The organism is Candidatus Solirubrobacter pratensis (genome assembly GCF_000425945.1).
Taxonomy (GTDB): Bacteria; Actinomycetota; Thermoleophilia; order Solirubrobacterales; family Solirubrobacteraceae; genus Solirubrobacter; species Solirubrobacter pratensis.
This window is the reverse complement of the sequence record NZ_AUEK01000010.1, coordinates 263,693-277,383: the sequence shown is the minus strand read 5'-3', so window position 1 is coordinate 277,383 and position 13,691 is coordinate 263,693. Positions and strand designations below refer to the sequence as shown.

The 13,691-nt window shown below is 73.5% G+C and carries 15 protein-coding genes and 1 tRNA gene; 9 read left to right on the top strand and 7 right to left on the bottom strand.

From position 1 onward, the window contains the following. Positions 1 to 23 precede the first annotated feature (23 nt). From H958_RS38015 to H958_RS0116920, 3 genes are read right to left on the bottom strand one after another with little or no spacing between them, the layout of a single operon-like run. Positions 24 to 566: a hypothetical protein gene (locus H958_RS38015; RefSeq protein ID WP_051324392.1), complete on the bottom strand. Its 543-nt coding sequence runs from the start codon at positions 564 to 566 to the stop codon at positions 24 to 26. Between the two features lie 22 nt (positions 567 to 588). Beyond that, the gene (locus H958_RS0116925; RefSeq protein ID WP_028059541.1) at positions 589 to 1,338 is read right to left on the bottom strand and encodes an alpha/beta fold hydrolase; all 750 of its coding nucleotides are present in this window, start codon (positions 1,336 to 1,338) and stop codon (positions 589 to 591) included. Positions 1,339 to 1,392: 54 nt separating this feature from the next. Next, positions 1,393 to 1,746 (bottom strand): VOC family protein, encoded by a 354-nt coding sequence (locus H958_RS0116920; RefSeq protein WP_028059540.1) that lies wholly within the window; start codon positions 1,744 to 1,746, stop codon positions 1,393 to 1,395. On the opposite strand from H958_RS0116920, the gene H958_RS38010 reads away from it, so the two are divergent. From H958_RS38010 to H958_RS38000, 5 genes are all read left to right on the top strand, one after another. Next, positions 1,745 to 2,812 (top strand): sigma-70 family RNA polymerase sigma factor, encoded by a 1,068-nt coding sequence (locus tag H958_RS38010; protein ID WP_255325427.1) that lies wholly within the window; start codon positions 1,745 to 1,747, stop codon positions 2,810 to 2,812. The genes H958_RS0116920 and H958_RS38010 overlap by 2 nt on opposite strands. Before the next feature lie 10 nt (positions 2,813 to 2,822). After that, positions 2,823 to 3,089 (top strand): MoaD/ThiS family protein, encoded by a 267-nt coding sequence (locus H958_RS0116910; RefSeq protein WP_037410378.1) that lies wholly within the window; start codon positions 2,823 to 2,825, stop codon positions 3,087 to 3,089. Continuing rightward, positions 3,086 to 4,144: a WD40/YVTN/BNR-like repeat-containing protein gene (locus H958_RS0116905; RefSeq protein WP_028059538.1), complete on the top strand. Its 1,059-nt coding sequence runs from the start codon at positions 3,086 to 3,088 to the stop codon at positions 4,142 to 4,144. Before H958_RS0116910 ends, H958_RS0116905 begins: the two co-directional genes overlap by 4 nt. 136 nt (positions 4,145 to 4,280) lie before the next feature. After that, the gene (locus tag H958_RS38005; RefSeq protein ID WP_051324390.1) at positions 4,281 to 4,787 is read left to right on the top strand and encodes a universal stress protein; all 507 of its coding nucleotides are present in this window, start codon (positions 4,281 to 4,283) and stop codon (positions 4,785 to 4,787) included. A 153-nt stretch (positions 4,788 to 4,940) separates the two neighbouring features. Further along, positions 4,941 to 6,962, top strand: coding sequence for a GAF domain-containing protein (locus tag H958_RS38000; protein ID WP_081685963.1), 2,022 nt, complete (start codon positions 4,941 to 4,943; stop codon positions 6,960 to 6,962). Positions 6,963 to 7,029: 67 nt separating this feature from the next. Here H958_RS38000 and H958_RS0116890 read toward each other — a convergent pair whose 3' ends face one another. Then, positions 7,030 to 7,245 carry a hypothetical protein gene (locus tag H958_RS0116890; RefSeq protein ID WP_028059537.1) on the bottom strand — a complete coding sequence of 72 codons (216 nt, stop codon included), beginning with the start codon at positions 7,243 to 7,245 and terminating at the stop codon, positions 7,030 to 7,032. Between the two features lie 214 nt (positions 7,246 to 7,459). Between H958_RS0116890 and H958_RS37995 the strand changes: the two genes are divergently transcribed. Further along, positions 7,460 to 9,298, top strand: coding sequence for a penicillin-binding transpeptidase domain-containing protein (locus H958_RS37995; RefSeq protein ID WP_051324389.1), 1,839 nt, complete (start codon positions 7,460 to 7,462; stop codon positions 9,296 to 9,298). Here the strand turns inward: H958_RS37995 and H958_RS0116880 are convergent. Further along, entirely contained in the window at positions 9,286 to 9,720 is a 435-nt protein-coding gene (locus tag H958_RS0116880) for a MarR family winged helix-turn-helix transcriptional regulator (RefSeq protein ID WP_028059536.1), read from the bottom strand. The genes H958_RS37995 and H958_RS0116880 overlap by 13 nt on opposite strands. Before the next feature lie 90 nt (positions 9,721 to 9,810). Here H958_RS0116880 and H958_RS0116875 point away from each other — a divergent pair, with 90 nt between their 5' ends. Next, entirely contained in the window at positions 9,811 to 10,650 is an 840-nt protein-coding gene (locus tag H958_RS0116875) for a TIGR03560 family F420-dependent LLM class oxidoreductase (protein WP_028059535.1), read from the top strand. Between the two features lie 40 nt (positions 10,651 to 10,690). Here the strand turns inward: H958_RS0116875 and H958_RS0116870 are convergent. Beyond that, positions 10,691 to 10,764: transfer RNA gene (locus H958_RS0116870), tRNA-Pro, on the bottom strand. A 35-nt stretch (positions 10,765 to 10,799) separates the two neighbouring features. Then, complete coding sequence (locus tag H958_RS0116865) at positions 10,800 to 12,503, bottom strand: sigma-70 family RNA polymerase sigma factor (RefSeq protein WP_028059534.1); 1,704 nt, start codon at positions 12,501 to 12,503, stop codon at positions 10,800 to 10,802. Between the two features lie 135 nt (positions 12,504 to 12,638). Here H958_RS0116865 and H958_RS0116860 point away from each other — a divergent pair, with 135 nt between their 5' ends. Both H958_RS0116860 and H958_RS47605 read left to right on the top strand, forming a co-directional pair. Next, positions 12,639 to 13,400: a Nif3-like dinuclear metal center hexameric protein gene (locus H958_RS0116860; RefSeq protein ID WP_028059533.1), complete on the top strand. Its 762-nt coding sequence runs from the start codon at positions 12,639 to 12,641 to the stop codon at positions 13,398 to 13,400. 103 nt (positions 13,401 to 13,503) lie between these two features. Next, a complete protein-coding gene (locus H958_RS47605; protein ID WP_196807394.1) occupies positions 13,504 to 13,680 on the top strand; it encodes a hypothetical protein in 177 nt (58 codons plus the stop codon). Positions 13,681 to 13,691: the final 11 nt, after the last annotated feature.

The following is a 13,691-nucleotide window of genomic DNA, read 5'->3' as shown; positions in this document are numbered from 1 at the left end:
ACGCCGCCCCCGCGCCGCTGGACTCACGTTCGATATCGCAGAGCGGCGATCGACCACTCCCACGCGGGGACGGTCGCCGGCACCGGCGGCCAGCCGTTGATCGTCGCCAGCAGCTGCCAGTAGCGCTCGGCGCGCGCGTCGGTCCCCGCGGCGAGGCGCTCCGCCAGCGCGCGCCGATCCGTGTCCCCGAACGCGGCGAGGATCTCGGCCACGACCGCCTCCGCCTCGGGCGAGCCCGGGGCGACGCCGTCGCTCAGCGCCGCGCCCGCGCGCTCGGCCACGAGCGTCGCCGCCGCCTGCATCTCGACGCTGGCCGGCCCCGCCGCCGCGCTCTCCTCCGACATCCGCCGGATCCGGGCGCGGAAGCCGGCGTCGTGGACGAGCTCGGCGAGCTCGATCCACGCGTCGAGCTGCTCCGGTGACGGGTCGTCGGGCAGCTCCGGCGCGGCGCACCGCATGCGCGCGACGAACGCGGGGTCGACGTCGAGGCCATCGAAGACGTGGTCGAGGAAGTCGCCGACGATCCGCTTGCGCTCGTCGTCGGGCATGCCCAGCAGGGCGGTCATGCGGCCATGGAACAGCCTCCACCTACTGGAGGGTCAAGAGCTCCGTGACCAGCCCGTGGAACGCCTCCGGCGCCTCGAGCGGCGCGAGGTGGCGGGCGCCGCCGATCAGCACGGAGCGCGCGCCCGGAACGACGCGCGCGAGCGTCTCGGCGGCCGCGAGGAAGTCCGGCATCTCGCCCGCGCCGGCGGCGACCAGCACCGGCATGTCGATGCGGGTCAGCGAGGCCGGGTCCTCGTCCACCGGATCGGGCGCGTCCTCGACGTCGCCCGCCGCGAGCTGCAGCTCGAACGCGCGCCGCTGCATCGCGGCGACGCGCTCGCGCACCGGCCCCGGATCGGTCCACGCCTCGACGACCGCCTCGACCGCGGCCTCGACGTCGCCGCGCTCCATCGCCTCCTCCTCGGCCTCCCACGCCGCGGCGAGCTGCTCGGACGGCTCGCCGGGCATCGGCGTCGAGACCAGCATGAGCGCGCTGACCCGCGCGGGCGCGATCACCGCCACCCGCAGCGCGACGGCGGCGCCGAACGAGTTGCCGACGATCGCTGCGCGCTCGATCCCGAGCTCGTTCATGGTCTGCAGGACGTCGTTCCACGGCGCCTGCGGCCCGGCCTGGACCGCAGCGTCGCCGAAGCCCGGGAGGTCGACCGCGATCGCGCGGTACCCCGCCTCGGCCAGCGCGGGAAGCGTCTCCGACCACATCGAGCGGTCGGCCACGCCGGCGTGCAGCAGGATCACCGCGGGCCCCGAGCCCGCTTCATCGTGCGGAAGCATGGGCGGGACGGTAACGTGCCGCACCTCGAAGGTCCTGGTCGTCGTCATACACCCTTAGCGCGACTTCGGCTGCCACAGCGCGACGCCGGCGCCGGCCGGAGCGGCGATCACGGCACGCCAGCCGGCCGGCCCCTCGCGCGGCTCGAGCGCGACCCCGCCGCCCAGCTCGCGCGCCTGCGCGGTGGCGCGCTCGATGTCGTCGACCTCGACGTAGGGCAGCCACAGCGACCGCTCGGTGTCGGACTCCACCACGCCGCCCTCGAACTCGCGGCCGAGGCCGAGCGCGAGATACGACGACTCGCCGACGGCGACCCGCTCGGCGCGCCAGCCGAAGAGCTGCGTGTAGAACGCGCACGCCCGCGAGAGGTTGCCGGTGTGCAGCTCGAGGTGCACGACGGGATGGGTCATGCTCTGTTCGACTGCCGCCGCCCGGCGAATTCATCGCCGGGGCGATGAGTTTCCGCGCGCGCCCCGGTCTGTAGCTGAGATGGCCATCACCACCGAGCGCGACGAGCTCACCTTCGAGCGCCTCGTCGAGCCGCACAAGCGCGGCCTGCACGCCCACTGCTACCGCATGCTCGGGTCGCTGCACGACGCCGAGGACGCCTATCAGGAGGCGCTGCTGCGCGCCTGGCGCGCGCTGCCGCGCCTGCGCGAGGACGCGGCGCTGCGCGCGTGGCTGTACCGGATCGCGACGAACGTCTGTTTGAGCGCGATCGCGCGGCGCCCGAAGCGCGTGCTGCCGGCCGACTACGGCCCGTCCTGGTCCGCGACCCACGAGGTCGGCGCGCCCGAGAGCGAGCTGCTGTGGCTCGAGCCGTATCCCGGCGAGGAGCTCGAGAGCGGCTACGCGGCGCCCGAGGCTCGCTACGAGCAGCGCGAGGCGGTCGAGCTGGCGTTCGTCGCGGCGCTCCAGCACCTGCCCGCACAGCAGCGCGCGGTGCTGATCCTGCGCGAGGTGCTCGGCTTCTCCGCGCGCGAGACGTCCGAGTCGCTCGGCACGACGGTGGCCTCGGTCAACAGCGCGCTGCAGCGCGCCCGGCGCACGGTGGACGAGCGGCTGCCCGAGCGCAGCCAGCAGGAGACCCTGCGGGCGCTCGGGGACGAGCGCGCCCGCGACCTGCTGCACCACTACATCGACGCGTGGGAGCGCCACGACGTGCCGGCGATCGTCGCGCTGCTCGCCGAGGACATCGTCGTCGAGATGCCGCCGTGGGCCGCGTGGTGGCGCGGGCGCGACACCGTCGAGGCGATGCTCGGCACGCCGGAGAAGCCGTGCTTCGAGGCGGTGCGCGGGATCCCCGTGCATGCGAACGGGCAGCTCGCGTTCGCGAGCTACGGGTACGAGGACGGCCGCTTCGCCGCGATCGGCATCAACGTCATCGCGCTGCGGGGCGACCGGATCACGGTCGCGACCGGCTTCGTGAAGCCGGAGCTGCTCGCGCGCTTCGCCCTGCCGGCGGAGCTGGCGTAGGATCGCCGTGATGGCGCTGATCCGGCTTCGCGGCATGCTCAAGCAACGCGCCGGCGGCCGCGCCGAGCACACGGTCGAGGCGGCGACGGTGCGCGCTGCGCTGCGCGCGCTGGAGTCCGAGCAACCGGAGCTGCGCGGCTGGATCCTCGACGAGCGCGGGCTCGTCCGCCGCCACATCAACGTGTTCGTCAACGGCGAGGCGGGTGGAGAGGGAACCGCGCTCGCCGCCGGGGACAGCATCGACGTGCTCCCCGCGATCTCAGGAGGCGCTGCATGACCGAGCTGCTGGTCGGGACCAAGAAGGGCCTGTTCACCTTGGCCGGAGAGCCCGGCGCGCCGTTCGACGTGACGGCGCGCGCGTTCGCCGGCGAGCCGGTCGAGTACGCGGTGCGCGACCCGCACTCCGGTCGCGTGCTGGCGGCGTTGACGTCCCCGTTCTACGGCCCGAAGGTCTTCTACGCCGACGACCCGGCCGGCGAGTGGACGCAGGCCGAAGGCGTCGCGCTGCCCGAGGGGGACGACGCTGCGCTGGAGCGCATCTGGGTGATCGTCGCCGGCGAGGACGGCACGCTGTACGCCGGCGGCGACCCGGGCGTGCTGTTCGAGAGCCGCGACGGCGGCGCGACGTGGGCGCTCAACCAGGCGCTGTGGGAGCACCCGACGCGGCCAGAGTGGAAGCCCGGCGGCGGCGGGCTGTGCCTGCACTCGATCGTCCCGTGGCCGGGTGATCCGGACCGGCTGGCGCTGGCGATGTCGGCCGTCGGCGTGTGGCTGACGTCGGACGGCGGGCGGACGTGGTCGCACGGCAACGAGGGCCTGAACGCCGGGTACCTGCCGGAGGACGCGCCGCCGTCGCTGACGTTCTGCGTCCACGACCTCCACCGCGCACCGCGGCGGCCCGAGCGCATGTTCATGCAGTTCCACGGCGGCGTGTACCGCTCCGACGACGCGGGCGCGTCGTGGACGGCGATCGGCGACGGCCTGCCGTCGGACTTCGGATTCCCGCTCGCCGTCGACCCGGCCGACCCCGACAGCGCGTACGTGATCCCGCTGACCGCGGACGTCGACCGCGTCACGCCGGACGGCCGCGTGCGGGTGTTCGAGACGCGCGACGCAGGTGCGACCTGGACCCCGCGCGGCGATGGCCTGCCGAGCGAGCACGCGTACTTGACCGTGCTGCGCCAGGCGTTCGACCGCACCGGCGAGGGCGCCTCGCTCGAGCTCTACTTCGGCGCGACCTCGGGCGAGGTGTTCGGCTCAGGGGACGCCGGCGGCACCTGGTTCACCGCCGCCGCTCACCTGCCGCCGGTCTACAGCGTCCGGGCCGGGTAGGCGCAGCACGATCAGCGCCGCGGCGCCCATCGGTTTCGGAATGCTGCCGGCTCGAACGTGCCGTTTGGACCGCGCGGACCTGGACAAATGGACGTACACGTCCAGATGTACGGGTATCATTGTGCTCACACGCACGATGAGCAGCGTTTACCGCAGCATCCTCGTCGCGGTCGATGGCTCGCCCGACGCCGAAGCGGCTCTCAAGCACGCCGCGGCGCTGGCACGCGACCAGAACGCCCGCCTCACCCTGCTGACGGCGATCCCGCCGCTGCCGGCGACCGCGCTGCTGGCCTCCGGCGCCGCGCCGCCGCGCAGCGAGGTCATCCGCCATTACGCGGAGACCCTGCGCCACGCGACCGACTCGCTGCCTGATGACATCAGCGTCACCACGCTGCTCGTCGAGGGGACGGCGGCCCGGGCGCTGATCCAGCGCGCCGAGTCGGGCGACTACGACCTGATCGTGATGGGCTCGCACGGCCATGGCCGCCTGCACACCTCGCTGATGGGCTGCGTCTCGCAGAAGGTCCTGCACGCGAGCCCGATCCCGGTGCTGCTCGCCCGCGCACCCCGCGAAGAGCCCGCGCCGGTCCCGGCTGCCGCGCCGGCCCGCACCGTGGTCGACACGGCGCCCGGGCTCACGTAGGGGAGCCCCGCACTCCCCGGCTCGGCGCCGCCGCGCCGCCACTCGAACCGTCCGGTCCGGAGGCGCACCGAATAGTCAGTCGCCGCGGCTCCAATGTGCTGACTTCGCGCGGGATCCCGGAGTCACGGTCGGCGCCGTCGCCATGGTTATGCAGTGACCGCGCTCCGCTCCCTGGTCGAGCGCTATCTCCACGCCTACAACGAGCGTGACTTCGCGACGTGGGCCGACCTCTTGTGCGAGGACGTCGAGGTCAGGGCCGATGCCGGCCTTATGCGGGGCAGAGCCGCCGCCCTCGCCTTCGCGGCCGGCACGGTCCGGGCGTTCCCCGGCCTGCGCGCCGAGCTCGAGAACGTCGTGGCGGAGACCGCCGACACGATCGTCGTCGAGTACCGCCTCGTGAACCCGGACCAGGACGAGTCCGGCTGGCACCTCGCCGGCTCGGTCTGCGACATCTACCGGGTTCGCGACGGCCGGATCGTGTCGTGCCACAGCTACTACCTGACCGACGGTGCCGACAAGACCGATGTCGCGCTCCTGCCGTCGCGCACCGAGGCGGCCCGGATCGCCGACCGGCAGGTCGCGCTGCGGCACGTGGCGACGCTCGTGGCCCGCGGCGTCGCGCAGGAAGAGCTCTTCGCGGCCGTCAACGACTGGATCGCGCGGCTCGTCGGCGCCGAGCAGACGGCGATGATGCGCTTCGAGCCCGACGAGACCGTCACCGTCGTGGCCGCGTGGAGCGTCGTCGCCCCGGCGACGACGACCGTCGGCGCGAACCGGCGCCTGGACGCGGCGCTTCGAACGATTCGCGACGAGGCCCGCCCGGTGCGCTTCGGTCCCGCCGAGCTCCCGGCGACGGGAGCGTTCGTGGAGGAGGCGCGGAGAAGGGGCGTGCGGTCGTGGGTCGGCGTACCGGTCGTGGTCGACGGTCGCGTGTGGGGCGCGAGCTTCGTGTCCACCACGGGGGCGGATCCGTTCCCGCCTGACACCGAGGCGCGGATCGCGGCCTTCACCGAGCTCGTCGCCACGTCGATCTCCAACGCCCAGGCGCGCGCCGAGCTGCGATCCCTGGCCGAGGAGCAGGAGGCGCTGCGGCACGTGGCCACGCTGGTCGCGCGCGGCGGCTCCCAGCCGCAGATCTTCGCCGCGGTCACGGAGGAGGCATCCCGCCTGCTGGGTTGGCGCCCGATGGCGCTGCAGCGATATGACCGCCAGGGCGGCGTGACGGTCGTCGCGGAGCACGGCGTCCCGGGCGGCCAGGGCGCCTACATCGCGGCAGGCGGCGAAAGCGTCGCCGGCCGTGTGCTCCGCACGGCGCGGCCGGCGCGCGTCGACTGTTACGCGAACGCCATGGGACCGGCGTCCGTCGTGGCGCATGCGTTCGGAGTCCGGGCGGCGGTCGGCGCCCCCATCGTCGTCGGCGGCGAGGTCTGGGGACTCCTGCTCGCGATGTCGTTCGACTACCCGCTGCCGCCGCGAACGGAGGACCGGCTCGCCCAGTTCGCGGAGCTCGCGGCCACGGCGATCGCGAACACCGAGAGCCGGGCGGAGCTGACCGCCTCGCGCGCTCGCGTCGTCGCCGCGTCCGACGACACCCGGCGGCGGATCCAGCGCGACCTGCACGACGGCGCGCAGCAGCGGCTCGTGCACACGGTCATCCAGCTCAAGCTCGCCAAGGCCGCGGTGGCCACGGACGCGGCGGCGGCAACCGAACTGATCGACGACGCGCTGCAGCTGGCCCAGCGGGCGACCGCGGAGCTCGGCGAGCTCGTCCACGGCATCATGCCCGCCGCGCTCACGCGGGGCGGCCTGCGAGCGGCGGTCGAGTCGCTCGTCGCGCACGTGAACCTGCCGGTAGGCGTGGAGGTCACCGCGAACCGCCTGCCGGCAGGCGTCGAGACGACGGCCTACTTCGTCATCGCCGAGGCGCTCACCAACGCGGTCAAGCACGCCGGCGCGACGAGCGTCGAGGTCCTTGCCGTCGACGATCGCGACGCGCTGCGTCTCGAGGTGCGCGACGACGGCGCGGGCGGTGCCGATCCGACGCGGGGAACCGGACTCGTCGGGCTCGCCGACCGCGTCGCCGCCGCAGGCGGCTCGATCACCGTCGCGAGCCCGCCGGGACGCGGCACCGCCGTCAGCGTCGCGCTCCCGATCGGCGGCGCAGCGACGCGATAGCCGAGCCGGCCCGGCCGAGAACCGGCTCGAGGTGTTCGAGCTCGAGCCGCCGGCGGACGCTCGAGGCCTAGCTCGGCCGGCGCGTCGCGTCGCGCCGCAGCGTCGCGCTCGAGAGCTTCGGCGGCGGGCTGGCATGCGCGGCGCGCTGCGTGTCGGCGCGCGCGGCGGCCGGCCCGGCGAAGGACGCGCCGGCGAGCGCGACAGAGGCCATCGCCGCCGGCAGCAGGCGCGCGAAGCGGCGGTTCGGGAGGATCTGCTTGCGGAGGGTTCGTCGGGCTGGCATGTGCCCAGCTTCGGCCCGCTCGCTGCGACCCGGCTGCGAGCCGCCTGGGAGCACCCTGAGTCAGCCGGCGAACGGGAGCGAGACACACATCCGGGCCAGGCGACACTGTTGTGACGTGACCCGCCCCCGCCCCGCACCCCGCCGCCTGCCGCCTCCTCCCCCGTCGCCACGGCGCTCGCCGTCCTCAGGAGGACGCGCGGCGGCGCTCGCGGCGGTGCTCGTCCCGCTCCTCGCGGTCGCGGCCTTCTTCCTGGTGCGCGGGGGCGATGACAGCGCGGCGAAGGCCACCGCCGCGGAGCGCGCGTTCGCCGCCGCATGGAGCCGCGGCGACGACGCGCGCGCCGGCACCCTGACCGACGACCCCGCCGCGGCGAAGGCGCTGAAGGCCAACCGCGCCGGGCTCGACGGCGCGAAGGTCAGCGTCAAGCCGGGCCCGCTCACCGTCAAGGACGACCGCGCCACCGGGCGGCTGCGCGTGACCTGGCAGGTCCCGGCGATCGGCGCCTACAGCTACACGTCGACGGTCACGCTGATCAAGGCGAAGGACGAGTGGGTCGTGCACTACAGCCCGCGCACGATCCATCCGCGGCTGACGGCCGCGACGCGGCTGGGCACCGACAGCTCGAGGGGCTCGCGGGCCGACATCCTGGACCGCGACGGCAAGCCGCTCGTGCAGGAGCGCGCGGTCGTGCGCGTCGGCCTGCAGCACGACAAGGTGACCGACGTCGCAGCGAGCGCGAGCGCGCTCGGCAAGGCGCTGGACATCGACGCCAAGGCGCTCGCGAAGGCGGTGCGCGGCGCCGGCCCGAAGCAGTTCGTCGAGGCGCAGACGCTGCGCAAGGCCGACTACCAGGACAAGCAGGCGCAACTCGACGAGATTCCCGGCGTGCTCGCCGTCGAGGGCACGGCGCCGCTGGCTCCCACGCGGACGTTCGGACGCGCGCTGCTCGGCGGCGTCGGCCCGGCGACCGCCGAGCAGGTCAAGGCGTCCGGTGGCAAGATCGCGCCCGGCAAGCAGGTGGGCCAGTGGGGCCTGGAGAAAGCCTTCGACGACCGGCTCGCCGGCGCCCCGGCGCGCCGCATCCTCATCCGCACCACGGACAGCGGCGCGCCGGTGCGCACGCTCGAGAAGCTCCCCGGGAAGGCGCCGAAGGCGCTGCGCACCACGCTCTCGACGCGCGCCCAGACCGCCGCCGAGCAGGCGCTCTCCGAGCAGAAGGCCGAGGCCGCGATGGTCGTCGTCCAGCCCTCGACCGGCGACCTGCTCGCGGTCGCCAACCGCCCGGAGGACTCGACGTTCGACCGCGCGCTGGCCGGCGCCTATGCCCCGGGCTCGACGTTGAAGGTCATCACGACGGCGGCGCTGCTGCGCGACGGCTTCGATCCGGCCTCGTCGGTCGCCTGCCCGAAGACGCTGGTGGTCGACGGCAAGACGTTCAAGAACTTCGAGGGCGAGGAGAGCGGCGCCGCGACGTTCGCCGGCGACTTCGCGATCTCGTGCAACACCGCGTTCGTCTCGCTCGCTTCGCGGCTGCCCGCCGCCGCTCTCGGCACGGTCGCGAAGGATTACGGCCTCGGGCGCACCTACGACCTCCCGCTCGGCACGGCGCGCTCGCACGTGCCGCCGGGGACCGACAAGGTCAGCCGCGCCGCGGCCATGATCGGGCAGGACAAGATCACGGCGACGCCACTGGCGATGGCGGGCGTCGCCGCCGCGGTCCAGGACGGCCGCTGGCGCCGGCCGCGGCTGGTTTCGTCCGATCCGTCCACGGCCGGCCCGGCACTTCCCCAGAGCGAGCTCGCGACGCTGCGCTCACTGATGCGACAGGTCGTCACCAGCGGCACCGGCACGGCGCTCGCGAGCGTTCCCGGCGAGGTCGCGGGCAAGACCGGGACGGCGGAGTTCGGCGGCGCGGACCCGCCTGAGACGCACGCGTGGTTCATCGCCTACCGCGGCGATCTCGCGCTCGCGGTGCTGGTGGAGAAGGGCCGCAGCGGCGGCTCGGTCGCGGCGCCGCTGGCCGCGCGCTTCTTCAGCGCCTACGGCGCCTGAACGCCGGCCTGCAGCTTCTCGAGCAACTCCGCCAGCTGGGCGGTCTCATCGTCGCCCAGCCCCGACCGAAGCTGGTCGTCGAAGGCCACCGCGGCGCCTCGCAGGCGGTCGAACATCGCCGTGCCCTCCTCGGTCAGCTCGACCTGCTGCACGCGCCGGTTGCTCGCCTCGCGCCAGCGCCGCACCAGTCCTTGGGACTCCATCGCGTTGAGGTGATGGGTGAGCGTGGCGCCGGTGATCCCGAGCGCCTCGGCCATCTCGGCCTGGTTGCCCCACTTCTGCGAGCGGATGAGCACCAGCACCTGCCACGTCGACGCCGAGCCGCCGGCATCCGCCATCGCACGTTCGAACGCCTGGGAGACGACGCGGGCCGTGCGCGCAAGGCGCAGGCCGATGGGCGGAAGCATCGCTGGGCGGGTCACACCGATAATCGTAGCAATGAGGGATTGAAGTCAAAGGATTCGAAGTCTAAGGTTTATCACATGCCATCAGATCTCCGTGTCGGCGACCGCGTGCGTGTGAGCCTCAACGTCACCGCCTATCCCGAGCACGACATCCGCGGGCACCTCGCGCGCATCGTGCGCGCCGCCGACGCCGGCGCGATCGACACGGTGTGGGTCGCCGACCATTTGCTGCAGGCCGCCCCGGGAACCGCCGACGACGACCCGATGCTCGAGGCCTACACGACGCTCGGCTACCTCGCCGGGCAGTCGGAGCGCGTCCGTCTCGGCACGATGGTCACCGGGGTCACGTTCCGCCCCGCGAGCCTGCTCGTCAAGGCGGTCACGACGCTCGACGTCCTCTCCGGCGGGCGGGCGTGGCTCGGCGTGGGCGCCGGCTACCAGGAGGACGAGGCGCGCGCCATGGGGCTGTTCCTGCCGCCGGTCGCCGAGCGCTTCGCGCGCCTGGAGGAGACGCTGAGGCTCACCCGGCGGATGTGGGCCGGCGACGCCTCGCCCTTCGAAGGGACCTACCTGCGGCTCGAGCGCCCGGTCTCAAGCCCGCCGCCGCTGTCGCGGATCCCCGTGCTGATCGGCGGGATGGGCGAGCGCAGGACGCTGCGCTACGTCGCCGAGCACGGCGACGCGTGCAACCTGTTCGACATCCCCGACGGCGGCCGCACGATCCGCCACAAGCTGGACGTGCTGGCGCGCCACTGCGAGGCGGCCGGACGTCCCTACGAGGCGATCGAGAAGACGGTGAGCACGCGGTTGCAGGCGGGCGAGTCCGCCGATTCCTTCACCGCGCGCTGCATCGCCTTGGGCCAACTGGGGCTCGACCACGTGGTCGCGATCACCGACGGCCCGTGGACCGAGGAGTCCGTCGCGACGCTCAGCGCGGGAGCGGGCTGAGAACGACGAAGCCCCCGCCGGCGGCGGGGGCTTCTGTCCATCGGGGCGCCCGGATTTGAACCGGGGACCTCGCCGACCCGAACGGCGCGCGCTACCAGGCTGCGCCACGCCCCGAGAGCGTGCAGTCTAGCCGCTCTCGAGCGAGTGGCTCAGTGGCCGCCGAGCAGCCCTCTCGCCCCCTGCTTCAGGGTGTCCGTGACGGCGCCCGTCGCGCCGTCCACCGTCTTCTTCACGCCGTCCACGGCGCCGCCGACCGTGTCCGTCGCGCCCTTCACCGTGGCGGGCACCGGACCGCCTCCCGTCGCGCCGACGACGGCACCGTCGAGGGCGCCGGTCGCGTCCTTGCTCGCGTCGGTCAGGGCGCCGGTCGTGCTCTGCACCGTCTTGTCCACGGTGTCCGCGGTCTGGTCGACCGTCTTGGCCACCGCGCCGGAGGTCTGCTGGACGCCGTCTGCGGCCTGCTTGACCGCATCGGGCGTCGACGCCGGCACGGACGGCGTCTTGACGGCAGGCGTCGGGGAGGCCGCGTTCTTGGACGCCCCCGACGTGGAGTCGCTCGCGCGTCCCGCGGGCGCGGCCGACGCCGGCGCCGGCGCCGGCGGAGGCGCCGAGCCGGCCGGAGCCCCGCCGCCGACCGACGTGGCACGGTCGGGGGCGGAGCCCGAGTCGTGGGACCGGTGCGCGGAGCGGCGGCTGTCCTTCCCCCGGTCGCCGCCGCTCCGCGAGCTCGCTTCCCGCACGGTGACGGTCGCGCGGGAATCCGCGGTCGTGGCCGCATGCGAGCCCGGGGGCTTGTGCGAGACCGGCGCGACGGCCGCGGGACGGGCGGCGGCGCGATCGGGCCGGCTCGCGACCTCGTGCACGCCCATGCCGGTGCCGACGCCGGTGACCAGCAGGGCCGCGCCGGTGACGGCCTTGGCCCACGGGCCGCTCAGCTGGTCCGAGAGCGCGGGCAGGTGGGCGGCCAGGCGCGCCCCCGTCGGCTCGGACGCCGAAGGCGCGGAGCCGGCGCCGCGACGCAGCCGCAGGAACGCGGGGAACGGCAGCAGCCCGGCGACCTTCTCGGCGGCGCGCTCGAGCGCGGGGCGGCGCACCAGCAGCCCGCGGTCCAGCCCGGCGGCGAGGGCCTCGCGCCGGCACGACTGGCAATGCGAGAGATGGCGGCTGAGCCGCCGCGAGTCGCGCACGCCGAGCGCGCCGGAGGCCGCCGCCGCGATGATCGACTGCACGCGCTGGCAGCGGGCGCCGGAGACCAGCTCGTCGTACTCCTCCGTGAGCCGCCGGCGCGCGCGGAAGAGCGTCGACTCGACCGCCGGGCGCGTCATCCCCATGCGCGCGCCGATCTGGTCGTACGTGAGCCCCTCGAGCTCACGCAGCACAAGGATCTGATGATGCGATTCGGAGAGCCCGCCGAACGCGCCGCACAGGGTCTGGAGGTCGTGCTTGGCGGCGACCGCCGCCTCGGGCGAGGGCCCGTTGGATGCCAGGCGCGAGTGGTCCCCCGGCGCCAGGCCCTCCTCGGCGTCGTAGGAGACCTCCTCCGCCCGCCTCGAGCGCCGGAACGCGTCGATGCACGCGTTCTTCGCGATCTCATACACCCATGGCTTGAACGCGATCGGCCGCTCCGTCGCCCGCATGCGCCGCAGCGCCGAGACGAAGACCTCCTGCGTCACGTCCTCCGCGCGCCCGTGGTCCTTGACCATCCCGAGCGCGTACGCGTGGATGCGCCGCTGGTAGCGCTCGTACAGCGCCTCGAACGCGCGATCGTCTCCCGCTCGGACGGCTGCGACCAGGCGCTGATCGGAGTCGGCCGGGGAATCTCCGTCTGCATCGTGGACGACTGGCGCGAGCACGGCGCCGCTCGATCCCCTACTCAACCTCGAGGCCCTCCGGTGCGCTAACGATTACGTCTGCTGCGCCTGCCCCCTGCTGGCGGACGCGCGGACACTGTAGTTGCAAATCGCCCAAAGTGTCCGTTCTCAAACTCAATGGCCGACATAACTGCACTGATCGCCGCGCTCGACGACCTGCTCGAGCCCGCGGCCTACAAGGATCTCGGCCCGAACGGGCTCCAGGTTCCTGGCGCGCGCGAGGTCACGCGCGTCGTGAGCGGAGTGTCCGCTCAACGACAACTGAGTGAACGGGCCGCGGAGCTGGGTGCCCAGCTGGTGCTCGTCCACCACGGGCTCTTCTGGAGCTTCAACGGCGCGGGCCTGACACCCGTGCTCGCCGAGCGCCTGCGCCCGCTGTTCAAGCACGACATCAACCTCGCCGCGTACCACATCCCCCTCGACGCCCACGCGGAGCTCGGCAACAACGCGCTGCTCGCCCAGGAGCTCGGTTGCGGCGCGCACGAGGCGTTCGGCGACTACCACGGCACGCCGATCGGCCGCCGCGGAACCTTCCCGGGAGACGGTCTCACGCCGTCCGAGCTGCGCGACCGCGTGCGCGCGGTCACCCATCGCGACCCGCTCTTCCTGGGCGAGGGGCCCGAGCGCATCCGCACCATCGGCATCGTTTCGGGTTCGGCCGCGGACATGCTGCCGCAGGCCGTCGCCGCGGGCCTCGACGCCTTCCTCACCGGGGAGCCCCGCGAGCATGTCCTCTACGACGCCCGAGAGTCCGGAATCCACTTCATCGCGGCAGGCCACTACGCGACGGAGACCTTCGGCGTGCGGGCGATCGGCGACCTGCTTCAGGAACGCTTTGCGGTCGAGCACATCTTCGTAGACATCCCGAATCCCGTGTGAGCGGATTGTTTAGCTCAGATTGAGCAGGTAGGCGTTGTCGCCATCCGGTGAACACGCTACCGTGGCTGCCACGTGGCAAACCTCATCAGGAGGAATCGCACTGATGGCAATCCATCTCACGCCCACGGAGCTCGCTCGCGAAGCCGGCATGGAGCGTCGCGAGGTCATCGAGAAGTGCATGGAGCTGGGCGTGCCGATCTTCCAAGGCCGCATTGACAAGACGCTATTTCTGGCGAACGTGACGCAGCTGGAAGCTGCCAGCCCAGTAGCAACTGCCTGAGCTGCCGCGCG